At 60.9% G+C, this 17,185-nt stretch carries 12 protein-coding genes and 1 pseudogene; 5 read left to right on the top strand and 8 right to left on the bottom strand.

The genetic code is table 11. The features are described from left to right. Positions 1-263 precede the first annotated feature (263 nt). Positions 264-4,581, top strand: a pseudogene (locus tag ACF8FB_RS01205) (NEL-type E3 ubiquitin ligase domain-containing protein). Positions 4,582-4,608: 27 nt separating this feature from the next. Here the strand turns inward: ACF8FB_RS01205 and glpD are convergent. From glpD to ACF8FB_RS01185, 4 genes are all read right to left on the bottom strand, one after another. Further along, on the bottom strand, positions 4,609-6,147 hold the full coding sequence (glpD, locus tag ACF8FB_RS01200; protein ID WP_020190708.1) for a glycerol-3-phosphate dehydrogenase: 1,539 nt from the start codon (positions 6,145-6,147) through the stop codon (positions 4,609-4,611). Between the two features lie 222 nt (positions 6,148-6,369). Continuing rightward, positions 6,370-7,125, bottom strand: a complete 756-nt coding sequence (gene glpR / locus ACF8FB_RS01195) for a DNA-binding transcriptional repressor GlpR (RefSeq protein ID WP_010952246.1) — start codon at positions 7,123-7,125, stop codon at positions 6,370-6,372. A gap of 101 nt (positions 7,126-7,226) precedes the next feature. Continuing rightward, a complete protein-coding gene (gene glpK, locus ACF8FB_RS01190) occupies positions 7,227-8,726 on the bottom strand; it encodes a glycerol kinase GlpK (protein WP_060495345.1) in 1,500 nt (499 codons plus the stop codon). Positions 8,727-8,777: 51 nt separating this feature from the next. Then, positions 8,778-9,629 carry an MIP/aquaporin family protein gene (locus ACF8FB_RS01185; RefSeq protein ID WP_392510859.1) on the bottom strand — a complete coding sequence of 284 codons (852 nt, stop codon included), beginning with the start codon at positions 9,627-9,629 and terminating at the stop codon, positions 8,778-8,780. 302 nt (positions 9,630-9,931) lie between these two features. On the opposite strand from ACF8FB_RS01185, the gene ybaK reads away from it, so the two are divergent. Continuing rightward, the gene (gene ybaK, locus ACF8FB_RS01180; protein WP_003254957.1) at positions 9,932-10,402 is read left to right on the top strand and encodes a Cys-tRNA(Pro) deacylase; all 471 of its coding nucleotides are present in this window, start codon (positions 9,932-9,934) and stop codon (positions 10,400-10,402) included. A gap of 37 nt (positions 10,403-10,439) precedes the next feature. On the opposite strand, the gene ACF8FB_RS01175 is transcribed toward ybaK, so the two are convergent. Together ACF8FB_RS01175 and argF are read right to left on the bottom strand one after the other, a co-directional pair. After that, positions 10,440-11,549 carry an ABC transporter ATP-binding protein gene (locus ACF8FB_RS01175; RefSeq protein WP_010952248.1) on the bottom strand — a complete coding sequence of 370 codons (1,110 nt, stop codon included), beginning with the start codon at positions 11,547-11,549 and terminating at the stop codon, positions 10,440-10,442. Then, complete coding sequence (gene argF / locus ACF8FB_RS01170; RefSeq protein WP_003254953.1) at positions 11,546-12,466, bottom strand: ornithine carbamoyltransferase; 921 nt, start codon at positions 12,464-12,466, stop codon at positions 11,546-11,548. The genes ACF8FB_RS01175 and argF overlap by 4 nt, the downstream gene beginning before the upstream one ends. A 374-nt stretch (positions 12,467-12,840) precedes the next feature. On the opposite strand from argF, the gene ACF8FB_RS01165 reads away from it, so the two are divergent. Further along, positions 12,841-14,949 (top strand): molybdopterin-dependent oxidoreductase, encoded by a 2,109-nt coding sequence (locus ACF8FB_RS01165; RefSeq protein WP_010952250.1) that lies wholly within the window; start codon positions 12,841-12,843, stop codon positions 14,947-14,949. Positions 14,950-15,040: 91 nt separating this feature from the next. Then, positions 15,041-15,376, top strand: a complete 336-nt coding sequence (gene grxD / locus ACF8FB_RS01160) for a Grx4 family monothiol glutaredoxin (RefSeq protein ID WP_010952251.1) — start codon at positions 15,041-15,043, stop codon at positions 15,374-15,376. Between the two features lie 59 nt (positions 15,377-15,435). Here the strand turns inward: grxD and bfr are convergent, their stop codons facing one another. Both bfr and ACF8FB_RS01150 read right to left on the bottom strand, forming a co-directional pair. Further along, positions 15,436-15,909, bottom strand: coding sequence for a bacterioferritin (bfr, locus tag ACF8FB_RS01155; RefSeq protein WP_003254948.1), 474 nt, complete (start codon positions 15,907-15,909; stop codon positions 15,436-15,438). A gap of 199 nt (positions 15,910-16,108) precedes the next feature. Then, entirely contained in the window at positions 16,109-16,327 is a 219-nt protein-coding gene (locus ACF8FB_RS01150) for a bacterioferritin-associated ferredoxin (RefSeq protein WP_003254947.1), read from the bottom strand. Between the two features lie 224 nt (positions 16,328-16,551). Here ACF8FB_RS01150 and ACF8FB_RS01145 point away from each other — a divergent pair, with 224 nt between their 5' ends. Next, positions 16,552-17,154: a peroxiredoxin gene (locus ACF8FB_RS01145; protein WP_003254945.1), complete on the top strand. Its 603-nt coding sequence runs from the start codon at positions 16,552-16,554 to the stop codon at positions 17,152-17,154. The last annotated feature ends 31 nt before the right edge of the window (positions 17,155-17,185 follow it).

The raw sequence follows: 17,185 nt of genomic DNA, 5'->3' as shown, positions 1-17,185 counted from the left end.
AGAAGCGGGTGCATTCGGCTACCAAGTGTAGAGCATGACTCGTGCCAAGCCCTGCTGTCGACCTTAAACCACTGGTATTGCTCGTGCTTGACAGTCTCGACCTCTCTCCGGGGTTCGCCAGGCCGAATAAACAGCGATTGCTCGTTCGGTTATCCGAACGCATGGGCTGCCAACCTATCCCGGTATCGCTTGCGGTAACTATGCAGTGCGCGGCAAGGGCTCAGACGTAGTGAGCTTTGCTCTTTGCCTGGAGAGTTCCACAGATGTCACCGCACCGGCTCCCGAACGATTCCATCGATAGCCTGATCGCCCAGAATTTGCCTGGATGGCTAGTCGACCACGCCCAACCGGAAAGGCTCGATGCGTTACGTAATGCCCTGAGTCGCCAGGCGCACTGCAATGCGCGGCTTGGCCCGATCCTCCAGGCCATCCCTTCTTTGCAGGCCTACGCAGCAGCGTTGCTCAAAACGAAACTGCGCAAGAGCGGCTTCAGCAACCCGGACGTGACGGGCTGGAGGGTACGGGTCTCGCAGCGGCTGTTGCTGCCCAGCGCTTCGCCTGTGCTGCTGCGGCCCACCTATGTTCGCCGCTCCAGGCGGTCATTGCTGGAGGCGGCGCTGCATAACTATCATCGCAGGGAGACACGCCCCGGGCTCACGCTCAAAGGTGAACTGGTCGATGGCAACGGTAACCGCCTGCCGATGAGCTTCCACGCGTTTGCCTCCGCATGTCGCGAGGTCGACGCAGGGGGCAAGTACCAGGCGTTGCTCACCCACCATCTACAGCCTGAAGATGGCCCGGAGGATGAGCCGGGCCAGGCCGTTTCCCGCTTGCACGGGCTTTTCGAGGCGAGTTTCAAGGCCCATTTCGAGGTGGCGATGCGGGTCGCTGCGTTGAAACAGGACATTGACGAGCGCACATATTTTTTTCTGTTGCCACTTATTGCTGAAAAGCCGGTGGTGCCTGCGCTGGTGGGCACAGTGGTGCCCCGGCAGTTGTACCTGCTGGGCCGCCCGGTTCAGGGCGTGCTGACGCTGGAAGTGCGTCCGTCAGCTGACGCAGTGGAGTCGGTGGTGCTCTGGATACCCGATGACCCTCATCAGCCCGTCTCCCGTCATGCCAGCTGGGATGCACTCGACAAGTACCTCGGTAAGCGCTTCCGTGCGCCAGCCTATCGGCGCTTTTTCGCGCGCTTCATTACCGAGCGTGAGCGCATCAATTTCTATCGGGTATTAAACGAGCGGGTCGCGCAGGCATCGACAGCCGGGGTGGAACTCGACGCCCGTTCTGCACCGATCACTGACGCACCGTTCGTACACCTGCGTCGGCAATGCCTCGCCAAGATCAGGGATGACGCCAGGGTGCTCGCCGTGCCCACCGATGTCGAAGATGACGAAGACCGTGAAGCGCGCATGCAGGGCTACAAAGAGCTGGGTTTGAATGTGCTGAACGTGGCGGGGGCGTTCGTGCCTGTGCTTGGCGAAGTGCTGCTGGTGGCAAACGCGGTTCAGATTGCTGACGAAGTTTATGAAGGGTATGAGGATTGGCGCATGGGTGACCGCGAAGAGGCGTTGAACCACCTGTTCAACGTTGCCGAGAACGTCGTGCTCGGCGGGATGATCGCAGCCGGCAGCAAAGTGGCCGTGCGTGCCCTTGAGCGTCTGGCCTGCGTCGATGACTTGGTACCGGTGTGCACCTCCGCCGGCAAGGTCAAGCTCATGGCCACGGATCTACCCGGTTACGATGCCCAACCTTTGCGTGGTGCTGGCGCACAGGAATGGTTATGGCACCTTGATGAGGGCTGTTATCGGGTGTTGGAGGATCCACAGGATGGTCGCTCCAGGATCCTGCACCCTGGTCGTCCCAGTGCCTATCAGCCTGTGATCGAGCAGAATGGCGCCGGCGGCTGGCGCCACGAACTGGAAGCTCCCCAATACTGGGAAGGGCGGGCCAATCTGATACGCCGTTTGAGTACGCCCCTGGCAGAGCTACCGGAACCGACATGTGACTACCTGCTCCAGGTGACAGGGCTGAGTGAAGCGCAGATTCGCCGTTTGCACGTCGAGCACATGGGCGCACCTGCACGGTTGCTCGATGCCCTGGAGCTTTATCAGGCACATGAATTACACCCGGACTTCAGCGCGCCGCGACTGGCGCAGTACGTTGCTGATCGGCAAGTGCAGCCCAATGGCATCGAGCGGATACTGCGGCGCACTTTCCCCGGCCTGTCGGCTCGCTGTACCCGTGAGCTGCTTCAGCAATGCAGCGGTGCGCAGCTCGATACGCTCAGCAACGCGCAGCGGATCCCTTTGGCAGTGGCCGAGCGTGCACGATGGTCGCTGCGCGAAAGCCGTCTGGACAGGGCCTGTGCCGGTTTGCGCCTGCCGCGTTGCGTCAATCCGGACACCGAACGCCTGGCTTTGGGCTTGCTCGAGCGTCAGCTGAAATGGCCGGACACCCTGCGCATCGAACTGCGCGAAGGTAGCCCGAGTGGCCGGTATCTGGCCGGTATCGGCGCAGAGTCTGCGCAGGATGTACGGTGTATCGTGCGCCGCGGCGACGGCTATCGCTACGCCGGTCAAGGTACATCCGGCCCCTACCTGGCGGCACTGTTGGCTGCGCTGGACGAGACGCAGACAGCCGATCTCGGCGATGCCGCTGTCAGTCCAGGCGCCCTGGGCTCGTTGCTGATCGAGGCCGCTGCCGGTGATCGTACCCAAGCGGCTGAGCTCTGTGGCATGCCGCGTCTGGGCGTTGGCCTGCGACCCCCGACCCGTTTCGGGGATGGGCGTATCGGGTATGCCTTGAGTGGGCGAGGCGAGAGCAGTCGGCGTGCCATAGGGCGTGGTATTCACCAAGTGTTTCCGACGATGACAGACGGGGAGCTACAAGCCTATCTGCTTGACCTCATGGAGCGGCGAGTAGGGTTGTGGGAGCACTACAGCCAGCTGACGGGGCAGTTGGCGCGCCCGCGTCAGAGCCTGCGCCAGTGGCGCAGGGATGCCAGTAACCCACTGGACGCTTTACGCCGCCGTCGGGTCGCTACTGCCGTACGGCGAAGCTGGCGGCGCAAGATAACCGACGAGGCCGGGGACTACGCGCTGATCATCAGCGGAGAGCGTATCGGTAGTCTGCCCGAATTGCCGGAGGGGGTGAGCTTTGATCATGTGCGACGGCTGATCCTCAGTGATCTGGGCCTTGGTGAAATCAATGCGGACTTTCTTCGCCGTTTTCCCAACCTGATTGAACTCGACCTGTCCGGCAATCGCCTGACTGCGATCCCTCACGGCATTGAACATATGCCCCGCCTGCGGCAGCTGAACCTGCGCCGTAACAGCGTGATAATGGATGAGGCCGGTGAATTGCGTCTTGCCGGGATGAGTGCGCTGCGGTACCTGGACCTCAGCCACAACCCGTTGGGAAGGGCGCCGGTACTGACGCGCCTGGGCAATTTGCGTGAAGTCAACCTGCGCTCTGCTGGCCTTGAGGCGTTGCCTGAGCAGATCTCATTTCGTGCCCATGTGGACGTGCGTAACAACAACATTCGCACACTGCGCCGAGAGTTGCAGCAGCTGCGCCGGCAGGTGCACCAGTTGTCCTTGCACGATAATCCACTTGGCGAAGCTGACGCATTGCTGCTCGATGAGGCACGAGGTGTGGCCCCGGGCCAGTGGGGGTCAGCGTCCGCACGCCATCGCGCCATTGACAGTGACCTGTTCAATACCTGGGCCAACAGCACAGCCGACGCTGAACGTGATCGCCAGCAGGCCATATGGACAGCGCTGCTTGAGGAACCGCACTCAGATGGAATGTTCCGCTTTCTGGCAGACTTCGTCCACGGCGAGGACTTTGAACAGCACCCTGGGCATTACCGCAGCCGAATCTGGCGAATTCTGGAAACGTGTGAGCAGCACGAGCAGTTGCGTCACCAGTTGTTTCTCGAGGCGTCTGGTCCACGCAGTTGTGAAGACCGCCTGCTGCTGTTGCTGGAGCAGATGGAGCTTGGGGTTCTGGTGTTGCGCGCCGTCGAAGACGCGCATGGCAGTCGGATGGAAGCTCGCTTGCTAAGCCTGGCGCGTGGTTTGTTTCGCCTGGACGAGGTTGACCGCCACGCGACGTTGCACGTGCAACGCATGCATGCCGAGCACGCCCCACATATCGATGAAATTGAGACAAGGCTGTTTTACCGACAGCGGCTTGCGCGTCCATTGGGCTTGCCGATCGAGCTCGACGAAATGCACTACCCAGGTTTTGCAAACGTGACCACCAGCAACCTGCTGCGGGTCCAGGACGCGGTTTTACAAAATGAGTCGACGGATGCCCTGATTGCCTCGCTGGCACAGCGGCCTTTCTGGGAGCAATACGCGCGCGAGTTTCATGCGCAGCGTTGAAGACCTGGTACAGCCACTGCACCAGCGTATGGAGGCCCTGCAGGCTCAGGTAGATGAGCAAGTGATCAGCGAAAACGAGTTTCTGCAACGCTGTGAAGCACTGAAGGCTGATTTCGATCGCAGCGAGCGGGCATTGCTGGCGCGGTTGGCGCGTGAAGCCTACGAGCGCTGGGCGAATACGCCCCCTTGACGGATCAAGAGGGCTTCACCGTAGGTATCAGGCTGCGCGGCTATTCGCCCGCACCTTGCGGGCTTGCTGCAGATACGCCTCCAGGGCCATCTGCTCCTGTGCGGTCAGCGACAGGCCCAGCTTGGTGCGGCGCCAGATAATGTCAGCGGTTTGCTCAGCCCATTCCTCCTCCAGCAGGTAGTCCACCTCACGGGTGAACAGCCCGGCCCCGATAGCCTGCCCGAGGTCTTCGGGGCCGTGAACGCCATCGAGCAGTCGCCACACACGGCTGCCATAGGTGAGCACCCAGCGTTTGGCCAGGTCGACAGGCAACCAGCCGCAACGTGCCAGTACGGCATCGATCAGCGCCTGTACCGTTGTCATGCCCTCTGCGCCCGGTAGTGGCGCACTGGCGGTCCAGGGGGCGCGCATCTGAGTGAAGAAGGGCTTGAGTTCAGCCATGGCCGATTCGGCCAGCTTGCGGTAGGTGGTGAGCTTGCCGCCGAACACCGACAGCAGCGGTGCCTGGCCAACCTCTGCCGAAAGGGCGAGTGTGTAGTCCCGGGTCACCGCCGAAGGGTTGTCCGACTCGTCGTTGCACAGCGGCCGAACGCCGGAGTAGGTATGCAGGATGTCGGCTTGGCTCAGTTGGTGGTTGAAGTGCTCGTTGACGACCTTCAACAGGTAATGTGTTTCCTGCTCGGTAATGGCGACCGCGGCCGGGTCGCCGCTGTATTCCCGGTCAGTGGTGCCGATCAGGGTAAAGCGGTCCAGATACGGGATGCAGAAGACGATGCGCTGGTCTTCATTCTGCAGAATGTAGGCATGTTCGCCTTCATACAGGCGCGGCACGATAATGTGGCTGCCCTGGATCAGGCGGATGCCGTAAGGCGCATCGAGCTTGAGGTCGTCCTTGATGAAGCTGGCCACCCACGGGCCGGCGGCGTTGACCAGCGCGCGGGCATGGATCGTCTGGAGGCTGCCATCGGCGTGCTGTAGCTCTACCTGCCACAAGCCCTCTACACGTTCGGCGCGCAAGCAGCGGGTGCGGGTGCGGATATGGGCGCCAAGCTCACGGGCCGCCATGGCGTTGAGTACTACCAGGCGGGCGTCATCGACAGCGCAGTCGGCGTATTCGAAGCCGCGGGTGATTGCCGGCTTCAGCGGGTAGCCCGGGCCAAAGCGCAGGCTGCGCGAGGCGCCAAGGCGCTTGCGCTTGCCCAGGTGGTCGTAGAGGAACAGGCCGGCGCGGATCATCCATGCAGGGCGCAGGTGCGGGCGGTGCGGAAGCACGAAGCGCATAGGTTTGACGATGTGGGGCGCCTTGGCCAGCAGCACTTCGCGTTCAGCCAGGGCCTCGCGTACAAGACGAAATTCGTAGTGCTCCAGGTAGCGCAGGCCACCGTGAATCAGTTTGCTGCTGGCTGACGACGTGTGTTGGGCCAGGTCGTCTTTTTCGCAAAGGAAGACCTTCAAGCCGCGACCAGCGGCGTCGGCAGCGATGCCCACGCCATTGATGCCACCGCCGATTACGGCAAGGTCATAGCAGTTGGCTGTTGGGGGCTGGGACGAAACTGGCTGGGACACGGGCAAGGCCTCCTGAGGCTGTTCACATCGAATGTGAACATTGATGTTCGTTTGCGAAAATATTAGCGCAACAGAACGCCGGTCGCCAGTCAGTCTCTATAGAAAAAACTGATCAAATGACAATGAAGTGAACATTTACGAAAATTCAGGGGGTACGGCTTGGGTGAGGGGGCGCTTGCTCACGCAGACACCAAAAGTCTGGCGGCATGCACCCACCAGCCCTCAGACCACCTCAAGCCTGATCTTGTTCTGGTTCAACAATTGGGTAAGGGCCGGGGTTGGTGTCCGGTCGGTCACCAGGCAGTCGACCAGGTCGATCGAGCCCAGGCGCACCATGGCATTGCGCCCGAACTTGCTGGAGTCGGCGGCGAGGATCACTTGCCGGGCATTGGCAATGATGGCTTGCGACACCCGCACTTCCTGATAGTCGAAATCGAGCAGGCTGCCATCCTCGTCGATACCGCTGATGCCCACCAGGGCGAAGTCGACCTTGAACTGGTTGATGAAATCGACACTGGCCTGGCCGACGACACCACCATCTCGGCGCACCGTGCCACCTGCCACCAGCACTTCGAAATCGTCCTTGGCGGCCAGGATCGCCGCCACATGCAAGTTATTGGTGATGACTTTCAGGTGGCTGTGGTTGAGCAGCGCCCGTGCGATCGATTCGGTGGTGGTGCCGATGTTGATGAACAGCGACGCATGGTCGGGAATCTGCCGGGCTACGGCGTCGGCAATGCGCTGCTTTTCGTCACGCATCTGGTCGGCACGCATGGCGTAGGCGGTGTTCTCGATGCTCGAGTCGTAAGCTGCGCCGCCGTGGTAACGGCGCAGCAGGTTGAGCTCGGCAAGCTGATTGATGTCGCGTCGGATGGTCTGGGGAGTGACAACGAACAGCTGCGCCATTTCCTCGATACTGACATAGCCGCGTTCGCGTACCAGTTCGAGGATTTGTTGTTGGCGGGGGGGCAGATTCATGGGCGGTCCTTTGGGGCTGCCGGACAAATTCTGCAATGATGCCGTAGGAAGGGGATGACGGCCAGTAGACGATTGGGGCCGCATGGCGGCCCCAACAGCTATCATGCCTCGTGATCTTCCCAGTCACGGGTACGCTCGACCGCCTTCTTCCAGCCGGCATACAGCTTTTCTTTCTGCGTTTCGTCCAGTTGCGGGCTGAACTCACGCTCGATGATCGCCTTGTCGCGCAGCTCGTCCAGGCCACTCCAGAAGCCACAGGCCAGGCCTGCCAGATAGGCGGCGCCCAGCGCCGTGGTTTCGCGCATCTGCGGCCGCTCCACGCAGGTGCCGAGGATGTCGGCCTGGAACTGCATGAGGAAGTTGTTGGCCACGGCACCACCGTCCACGCGCAGCTCGGACAGGCGCTGGCCACAGTCCTGCTGCATGGCGTCGAGGACATCGCGGGTCTGGTAGGCGATGGACTCCAGTGCGGCGCGGATGATGTGGTCTACCTTCACGCCACGTGTCAGGCCGAACAACGCACCACGGGCATACGGGTCCCAGTACGGGGCACCCAGGCCGGTAAAGGCTGGCACCAGGTACACGCCATTGCTGTCCTTGACCTTGCTGGCGAAATACTCGGTATCCAGGGCGTCGTTGACGATCTTCAGTTCGTCACGCAGCCATTGCACGGTAGAGCCACCATTGAATACCGCGCCTTCCAGTGCATAGGCCACCTCACCACGCGGGCCGCAGGCAATGGTCGTGAGCAGGCCGTGGGACGACTTCACCGCCTGGTCGCCCGTGTTCATCAACAGGAAGCAGCCAGTGCCGTAGGTATTCTTGGCTTGGCCCGGCTCCACGCACATCTGGCCGAACAGTGCCGATTGCTGGTCGCCGGCGATACCGGCGATGGCTATGCCGCTCTTGGTGTGGCCGTACACTTCCGAGGATGGGCGCACCTCAGGCAGCATCTGCCGCGGGATGCCCAGGATTTCCAGCAGCTTGTCGTCCCACTGCAGGCTGTGGATGTTGAACATCAGCGTGCGCGAGGCATTGGTGTAGTCGGTGACGTGAACCTTCCCACCCGTAAACTTCCAGATCAGCCAGGTGTCGATGGTGCCGAACAGCAGTTCGCCACGCTCGGCGCGTTCACGGGCGCCGTCGACATTGTCGAGGATCCATTTCAGCTTGGTGCCGGAGAAATACGGGTCGGTGACCAGGCCGGTGGTTTCACGAATGTAGTCTTCATGGCCGTCACGCTTGAGCTGAGCACAGATCTCGGTGCTGCGGCGGCACTGCCAGACAATGGCGTTGTACACCGGGCGCCCGGTTTCCTTGTCCCATACCACCGTGGTTTCGCGCTGGTTGGTAATGCCCAGCGCGGCGACCTGGGCGTGGCTGATACCCGCCTGGGCCAGGGCCTCGACCATGGTCGCGCTTTGTGTGGCGAAAATCTCCATCGGGTCATGCTCGACCCAGCCCGCCTGCGGGTAATGCTGTGCGAACTCGCGCTGGGAGGTACCTACAACATTGGCGTCACGGTCGAAAATGATCGCCCGCGAACTGGTGGTACCCTGGTCCAGGGCGATGATGTAGTTCTTATCCTGGGTGTCTGTCATGGTCGTAGGCCTTGCAAGAATAGGGGGTCAGGGCTGTGCGTGATGGTGGCATCAATTGGCTTGAGTATCGCCCTGGCGAATGTCATTTGTCTCAGGGGTCGCGGCGGGCGCCATTGGCAGGTTGCGTGCAATCAGGCCGCGATAGCTCGCTGCACCCAAGTAGGCGCCAAGGATCGGTGCAAATACCGGAACCAGGAAATAGGGAACATCCCGCCCGCCAGTGAAGGCGATTTCGCCCCAACCGGCCAGGAAGGTCATGAGTTTTGGCCCGAAATCGCGGGCCGGGTTCATCGCAAAGCCAGTCAATGGGCCCATGGCGCTGCCAATCACTGCAATCAGCAGGCCGATCAGCAGCGGGGCCATGGCGCCGCGCGGCAGGCCGTTGTTGTCGTCGGTCAGGGCCATGATCACGGCCATCAGAATGGCAGTGATCACCACTTCAACCAGAAACGCCTGGCTGGTGGACAGCGACGGGTGCGGGTAGGTGGAGAACACCGAGGCCAGCTCCAGGCTGCCTTCGCTACCGCGCAGCATGGCGTGGGCTTGTTCGAAATCGAAGAACAGATTGCTGTACAGCGTGTAGACCAGTGCTGCGCCACAGAATGCGCCGCATACCTGGGCCAGCATGTAGAAGGGCAGCTTGCGCTTGTCGAACCCTGCGAACAGTGTGAGGGCGATACTCACGGCTGGGTTCAGGTGCGCACCGGAAATACCGGCGGTGAGGTAGATGGCCATGCTGACGCCCACGCCCCAGATGATACTGATTTCCCAAAGCCCGAAGCTGGCGCCGGCCACCTTGAGCGCGGCGACGCAGCCGGTACCGAAGAAGATGAGCAGGGCGGTGCCGAGAAACTCGGCCAGGCATTGGCTGGACAGTGTGGGTTGGCGCAGAGCAGTCGTCATGTATGACCTCGTTTTTTTTGTTGTGAGGCGCGTGGCGCTCGACAGCAAAACCCGGTGTCTATCCCCATTGACCCCGGGTGATGTAGGAAATGCACCTTATAAGTGCACCGCTTATTCAGAAACGAAAAAATATAGACAAGAAACGCTGATGTCAAAGGTCGAAAGTGAACGGTCAGTCACGATATGGTCGCTAGAATCAGCTGCTGATCCCTGTACTAGACGCGCGCGATTGCGGTGCGGTGGCTGGGATGTGGGAATTGTCCTAAAGTAGCCGCCGAGTCGTCCCTGACTGGAGCCCTTGCATGACCCCCGCCCTAGACCTGTTGAAGAAGCACCGTGCCGAGCATCGTGTGCACAGTTATGAACATGACCCGAAGTCGGCGTCGTATGGCCTGGAGGCGGCAGAAAAGCTCGGGCTCGACCCGCAACAGGTGTTCAAGACGTTGCTGGCAAGCAGCGAGAAAGGGGAATTGCTGGTAGCGGTTGTGCCTGTGGTGGGGACCTTGGACCTCAAGGCCCTGGCCCATGCTGCCGGGGTAAAAAAGTGCGAGATGGCCGACCCGGCAGCGGCGCAGCGGGCGACCGGTTACCTGGTGGGCGGCATCAGCCCGCTGGGGCAGAAGAAGCGCCTGCGGACCTTTATTGATGACTCGGCGCAGAATTTTGCAACTATCCATGTCAGCGCCGGCAGGCGTGGCCTGGAAGTGGAGTTGGCCGCGGCGGTGCTGGCGGAGTATACGCAGGGCACGTTTGCCGGGATTGGTCGAGGCTGAGAACAGGGGGCCGCCAAGCGGCCCTCTGGTTCTGAAGTCAAGTCGCCGAACTGTATCGACGCACGCCATTCTCCTGGCGTGGCAACTGTGCCGCAACGCTACCCGGTACCGGGAATAGCACGAGGTGATCGGCCTTCACTGCAATCTCCACATTCTCACCGATCTCGTGGTCGTTATGGCTAGGGAAGATCGCTTCGAGCTGGCTACCGGTGGGCAACTGCAGGCGGTAGAGCGTGGATGCCCCAAGGAAACTCTTGCCCACGATGTTCGCCATGAGCGCGCTGCCAGGTGCATGCACGATATCATCCGGGCGCAGCAGTACATCCACCGAGCTGCCCGGCGCCATGATGTAGGCGCGGTTACCGCGCAGCTCACCCACTTCGGTATTGACCGCCTCGTGGCTGCTCATTTGCCCACGGATGAAGTACCCCTGGCCGATGAAACTCGCCACGAATGGCGTCTGCGGTTCGTGGTAAAGGTTGTAGGGCGTGTCCCACTGTTCCAGGCGGCCTTCCTTGAAGACGCCGACCTGGTCGCTGACGGCAAAGGCTTCTTCCTGGTCATGGGTGACCAGAATGGCGCTGGTACCGCGGCTTTTGAGAATGTCGCGAACCTCATGGCTCAGGCGCCGGCGCAGCTCCACGTCGAGGTTGGAGAATGGCTCGTCAAGCAGCAGCAGTTGCGGCTCGGGCGCCAGCGCCCGGGCCAGGGCGACACGTTGCTGCTGGCCGCCGGACAGCTCATGCGGGTAACGCCCGCCCAGCCCGCCGAGTTTGACCAGCTCCAGCATCTCTTCGATGACGGCCGCCTGGCGTGGGTGTTTGGCGATACCAAAGGCAATGTTCTGCGCCACGGTCAGGTGCGGGAACAGTGCGTAGTCCTGAAATACCATGCCGATGCGGCGCTTTTCCGGGGCCAGGGTGAAGCCAGCCCGGGAAATGACCTCACCGGCCAGGTGGATTTCACCTTCGTGCACCGGCTCGAAACCGGCGATGGCGCGCAGGGTGGTGGTCTTGCCACAACCGGATGAACCCAGCAGGCAACCGATGTCGCCTGCGTTCAGGTGCAGGTTGAGGTTCTGGACGATGCGCTGGTCGCCATAGCCGCAGGCGAGGTTGCGCAGGTTGAGCAGTAGGGGTTGACTCATGCGTGGTGGTAAGCCGGTTCTACAAGGAATTCGAGAAGCGCCTTCTGTGCATGCAGGCGGTTTTCAGCCTCGTCCCAGGCGACCGAACGTGGGTCGTCGAGCAGGTCCTGGCTGATTTCCTCGCCACGGTGGGCGGGCAGGCAGTGCATGAAGAGGACATCGGGTGCAGCCAGGTCGAGCAGTTCGCGGGTGACCTGGTAAGGCGCGAAATGCGCCAGGCGCCGTGCAGTTTCCTCCTCCTGACCCATGGAAGTCCAGACATCGGTGACCACCAGGTGTGCATCACGCACAGCTTCCCTGGCATCCCGGATGATCTGCACGCGGTCGCCGCCCAGTGCCATGAAGCGTTGATCCGGCTCATAGCCTTCGGGGCAGGCGATGCGCAGCTGGAAATCGAACTGCCTGGCGGCTTCGATATAGGAGTTGCACATGTTGAAGCCATCGCCGATCCAGGTCACGGTCTTGCCCTGAATCGAGCCGCGGTGTTCAACGAAGGTCTGCATGTCGGCCAGCAGTTGGCACGGGTGCGATTCGTCGGACAGGCCGTTGATCACGGGCACACGCGACTTGGCGGCGAACTCGGTCAGGGTGCTGTGGGCGTGGGTCCGGATCATCACCACATCAACCATGCTCGACAGCACGATGGCGCTGTCACCAATTGGCTCGCCGCGGCCCAGCTGGGTGTCGCGGGGCGACAGGAAGATGGCCTGGCCGCCGAGCTGGATCATGCCGGCCTCGAACGACACACGGGTACGGGTCGAGGACTTTTCGAAGATCATGCCTAGCACACGGTTCTTCAGCGGTTCGAACAGCACGCCTCGCTTGCGCAGGTCCTTCAGCTCGATGCCGCGGCGGATCACCCCGAGCAATTCGTCGGTGGTGAAGTCCAGCAGGGAGAGAAAGTGCCTAGCGCTCATGAGTGACTACCTTATCTGCAACGGTATGCAGGTCGACCGTATGGTTTTTTTTGACAACGGGGGTGACCTGCGGCGTAAGCCGCACGGGGCGGACGAAATAGGGAAAGGCGCAATACTATAAGTAAATGTCGCCTGAAGCCAAGGGGGGAAAAGCGGGGTGATCGCAAAGGGTATTGCAAAGGGTGTCTTTACCCGTTGGCCCGTGCTGTTCTTTATTTGCTACAGACGGTTGTACACGGCTTGCTGGCAATTTGGCAAATGGCTGTCGTAAATCGTGCGCCTGATGTCGGTGGATTCACGCGGCGAAGCGCACTGGCCGCAGGGCGGGGGCGGGCGCATAGTCACTGTTCGACAACAACAAGGCAGAGGCGGCCATGACCAAGACCCTGCATCACCGTGCCTGTCACCTGTGCGAAGCGATCTGCGGGCTCAACATCGAAGTCAGCCATGAGGAGGACGGGCGGGCGCTGATCAGCTCGATCAAGGGCGACCCCCTGGACCCGTTCAGCCGTGGCCATGTCTGCCCCAAGGCCGTGGCGTTGCAGGACATCCAGAACGACCCGGATCGCCTGCGTCAGCCCCACAAGCGAGTCGGCGAGCATTGGCAGGCCATTGGCTGGGATGAGGCTTTCGCACTGGCAGCCGAAAAATTGTGGGCGGTCCAGCAAGCCCATGGGCGCAATGCCGTGGCGGTCTACCAAGGCAACCCGAGCGTGCACAATTACGGCTTGATGACCCACAGCAACTACTTTCTAGGCCTGCTCAAGACCCGTAACCGTTTCTCAGCCACTTCAGTGGACCAGTTGCCCCAACACCTGGTCAGCCACTTGATGTATGGGCATGGGCTGCTGCTGCCGATTCCGGACATCGACCACACGGGGTTCATGCTGATTCTTGGCGGCAACCCGCTGGCCTCCAATGGCAGCATCATGACCGTCCCGGACGTGGAGAAGCGCCTTAAGGCCCTGCGGGCGCGTGGTGGGCGCCTGGTGGTGGTTGACCCGCGGCGTAGCGAAACGGCGGCAATGGCTGACAGCCATTTGTTCATACGCCCCGGTGGTGATGCAGCCCTGTTGTGCGGCTTGCTCAACACATTGTTCGAAGAGGGCCTGGCACGGGGCTCGCACTTGCCGGTCAACGGCCTGCAGCAGGTGCGCGAGGCCATTGCGCCGTTCAGTGCCGAGGCCGTGAGCGCCCAATGTGGTATTGCTGCAGCGGATATTCGCCAGCTGGCACGCGACTTCGCTGCTGCCGGGCAGGCCGTGTGCTACGGCCGCATGGGCGTCTCGACCCAGGCATTCGGTACCCTTTGCCACTGGCTGGTGCAACTTGTGAACCTGGTGACCGGCAACCTCGACCGCACAGGCGGCGCGTTGTGCACGGAGCCTGCCGTCGACCTGGTGGCAACCACCTCGGGCGGCCATTTCAACGCCTGGCAGAGCCGTGTGTCGGGTTTGCCCGAGTATGGCGGCGAGCTGCCGGTGGCTGCCCTGGCCGAGGAAATGCAAACACCGGGCGAAGGGCAGGTGCGCGCCCTGGTGACCGTTGCCGGTAACCCTGTGTTGTCCACGCCTAACGGCCGCCAGCTGGATACGGCGCTGGAGGGTCTGGAGTTCATGCTCAGTATCGATCTCTACATCAACGAAACCACCCGCCATGCCGACTTGATCCTGCCCTCCACCTCAGCGCTGGAGAACGACCATTACGACAGCACCTTCAACTTGCTGGCAGTGCGCAATGTCACGCGCTTCAACCGGGCGATCCTGGCCAAGCCGGAGGGGGCACTGCATGACTGGGAGATCTTCGTCGGCCTGGCCCAGGCGTTTGCCAAGCGTGCCGAGTTGGCGTTGAAGCCGACCTGGTCGCCTGCGCAGATGATTGATCAAGCCCTGCGCAAAGGGCGCTATGGTGAAGCAACGCCCTGGCGGCTCTCCCTGGCAACACTGGACGATCACCCGCACGGGCTTGACCTGGGGCCGTTACGCAGCAACCTCGCTGGGCGCCTGGCGACCGCCAGCAAGGCTGTCGAAGCAGCCCCTCAGGTCTTGCTGGACGACTTGCACCGCCTGGCGCAAATGACGCCCCCAGTGCCGGGCGAGCTGCTGCTGATCGGGCGCCGTCATGTGCGCAGCAACAACTCGTGGATGCACAACTTCCATCGCCTGGTGAAAGGCAAGCCACGGCATCAGTTGTTGATGCACCCGCAAGATTTGCAGCAGCGGCAACTGCAGGATGGCCAGCGCGTGCGCATCCGTTCGCGTACTGGCTCACTGGAGGTCGAGGTGCAGGCCTGCGAGGACATGATGCCCGGTGTGGTCAGCTTGCCCCATGGTTATGGTCATGGTCGTCACGGCGTGCACCTGCAGATCGCCCTGGCGCAACCCGGCGTGAGTGCCAATGACCTGACCGATGAGCGCTTTCGGGACCAGGTTTCCGGAAACGCTGCGCTCAATGGCGTACCCGTGCAGGTCGAGGCCGCTTGAGGAACGGCAAGGCCGAGCACGGCGCTCGGCTTTCCGATACAATGCGACACCGTGCCGACGACTGTGTCGGATAGTTCAGCCGAGGTGCTACATGGATATCATCGAAACGATCAAAGAGCAGATTGCCAACAACACCATTCTGCTTTACATGAAAGGCTCGCCGAATGCCCCGCAGTGCGGCTTCTCTGCGCGTGCATCGCAGGCCGTGATGGGTTGTGGCGAAAAGTTCGCCTACGTCGACATCCTGCAGAACCCGGAAATTCGCGCCAACCTGCCAAAATACGCCAACTGGCCGACCTTCCCGCAACTGTGGGTAGCCGGTGAGCTGGTTGGCGGCAGCGACATCATGCTGGAAATGTTCGAGAAGGGTGAGCTGCAAACCCTGATCAAGGACGCGGCTGCCAAGGCCAAGGCTTCTGAAGCCTGATCTTCCGGCAAGCATAAAAAAACCCGCGATCAGCGGGTTTTTTTTTATGGGGCGAATAGTTACTCTTCGCCCATCTGCGACTGCAGGTAGTTCTCGATACCGATCTTGTCGATCAGCCCCAGTTGGGTTTCCAGCCAGTCGATGTGTTCTTCCTCGGACTCGAGGATATCTTCGAGCACGTCACGCGAGCCGAAGTCGCCAGCGGTTTCACAATGGGCGATGGCGGCCTTCAGGTCGACCAGGCCTTGCTGTTCAATCTTCAGGTCACACTCGAGCATTTCCTTGGTGTGCTCGCCGATCAGCAGTTTGCCCAGGTCCTGAACGTTAGGAATACCTTCGAGGAACAAAATACGCTTGATCAGTTTGTCAGCGTGCTTCATTTCATCGATGGATTCTTTGTACTCGTGCTTGCCGAGTTTGTTCAGCCCCCAATCTTCGTACATGCGTGCGTGCAGGAAGTACTGGTTGATCGCGACCAGCTCGTTTCCGAGGATCTTGTTGAGATGCTGGATGACGCTTACGTCGCCTTTCATGTCGGGTTCCTGCCCTGTAGAAGTGTGTCAATCCACTGAAGTTTGAGCCCGATACTTAGGTGTGTCAAACCTAAGTTCTTGAATACTAAGTGAAAATTAATAGGAATAAGAATGTTTGTGAACCGCGTTGCAACGCTAACTTGTTGAATTGCGGGCATAAAAAAACCGGACACCAGGTCCGGTTCTTGAAATTCTGCGTTCAGGCAGCGGTAAATTCGACGGGGTAGGGCAAGGCCGCCTGGCTGACCTGAAGCTCGGTCAGGGTCTCGCGGACCACCTGCTTGGCCACGCAGGCGCATTTCCCACACTGGCTGGCGACATTGGTGGCGGCTCGCACTTCCTTGTAACTGCAGCATCCTTCATAGATCGCATCGCGGATCTGTCCGTCGGTAACGCCGACACAAAGACACACATACATAAGGGCTGACCATCGCTGGTTGGGTCGATGGGTTGGAGCTTAATGTTAATGAGAATGCTTGTCAAAGATCTTTCTGAGGGTGCTGTGCTTGAGCGACCGGTGGTCGCTTTGTCGACGGAGTCGGCCTGTCATGAGAAGCCGTGTATGATGGTCGGCCTTTGTTGGATGTCGGGCAAGCCCGTCTGGCCCGGCAAACGGTTTTTCACCCTCATCAGGAGATTACAATGAGCGTACTCGTTGGTAAGAAAGCCCCCGATTTCACCGTTCCGGCCGTGCTGGGCAATGGCGAGATCGTCGATAGCTTCAACCTGGCCTCGGCCATCAAGGGCAAGTACGGCCTGGTGTTCTTCTACCCGCTGGACTTCACCTTCGTCTGCCCGTCCGAGCTGATCGCCCTGGACAACCGCATCCCTGACTTCCAGGCGCGCAACGTGGAAGTGATCGGTGTGTCGATCGACTCGCACTTCACCCACAACGCCTGGCGTAACACCCCGGTCAACAACGGCGGCATCGGTCAGGTGAAGTACACCCTGGCTGCCGACATGACCCACGAAATCTGCAAAGCCTACGACGTCGAGTCCGAAGGCGGCGTGGCCTTCCGTGGTGCCTTCCTGATCGATACCAACGGTGTTGTCCGTTCGCAGATCGTCAACGACCTGCCCCTGGGCCGTAACATGGACGAGCTGCTGCGCCTGGTTGACGCTCTGCAGTTCCACGAAGAGCACGGCGAAGTGTGCCCTGCCAACTGGAAAAAAGGCGACAAGGGCATGAACGCTTCGCCTGAAGGCGTTGCTGCCTACCTGAGCGAGAACGCTGGCAAGCTGTAATTGCTGCGTGCATGAAAAAACCGGCCTTCGT

The sequence above is a fragment of the Pseudomonas sp. yb_2 genome (genome assembly GCF_043103905.1).
Lineage (GTDB): Bacteria > Pseudomonadota > Gammaproteobacteria > Pseudomonadales > Pseudomonadaceae > Aquipseudomonas > Aquipseudomonas alloputida.
Note: the sequence above shows the minus strand (reverse complement) of the source record. Positions and strands in the feature narration are given on the sequence as shown.

What these genes read in the sequence shown, in the direction of transcription:
- glpR (WP_010952246.1), bottom strand. Translation starts at nt 7,125, where the DNA reads ATGAATCTGCCCCCCCGCCAACAACAAATCCTCGAACTGGTACGCGAA.
- glpK (WP_060495345.1), bottom strand. Translation starts at nt 8,726, where the DNA reads ATGACAGACACCCAGGATAAGAACTACATCATCGCCCTGGACCAGGGT.
- ACF8FB_RS01185 (WP_392510859.1), bottom strand. Translation starts at nt 9,629, where the DNA reads ATGACGACTGCTCTGCGCCAACCCACACTGTCCAGCCAATGCCTGGCC.
- ybaK (WP_003254957.1), top strand. Translation starts at nt 9,932, where the DNA reads ATGACCCCCGCCCTAGACCTGTTGAAGAAGCACCGTGCCGAGCATCGT.
- ACF8FB_RS01175 (WP_010952248.1), bottom strand. Translation starts at nt 11,549, where the DNA reads ATGAGTCAACCCCTACTGCTCAACCTGCGCAACCTCGCCTGCGGCTAT.
- argF (WP_003254953.1), bottom strand. Translation starts at nt 12,466, where the DNA reads ATGAGCGCTAGGCACTTTCTCTCCCTGCTGGACTTCACCACCGACGAA.
- ACF8FB_RS01165 (WP_010952250.1), top strand. Translation starts at nt 12,841, where the DNA reads ATGACCAAGACCCTGCATCACCGTGCCTGTCACCTGTGCGAAGCGATC.
- grxD (WP_010952251.1), top strand. Translation starts at nt 15,041, where the DNA reads ATGGATATCATCGAAACGATCAAAGAGCAGATTGCCAACAACACCATT.
- bfr (WP_003254948.1), bottom strand. Translation starts at nt 15,909, where the DNA reads ATGAAAGGCGACGTAAGCGTCATCCAGCATCTCAACAAGATCCTCGGA.
- ACF8FB_RS01150 (WP_003254947.1), bottom strand. Translation starts at nt 16,327, where the DNA reads ATGTATGTGTGTCTTTGTGTCGGCGTTACCGACGGACAGATCCGCGAT.
- ACF8FB_RS01145 (WP_003254945.1), top strand. Translation starts at nt 16,552, where the DNA reads ATGAGCGTACTCGTTGGTAAGAAAGCCCCCGATTTCACCGTTCCGGCC.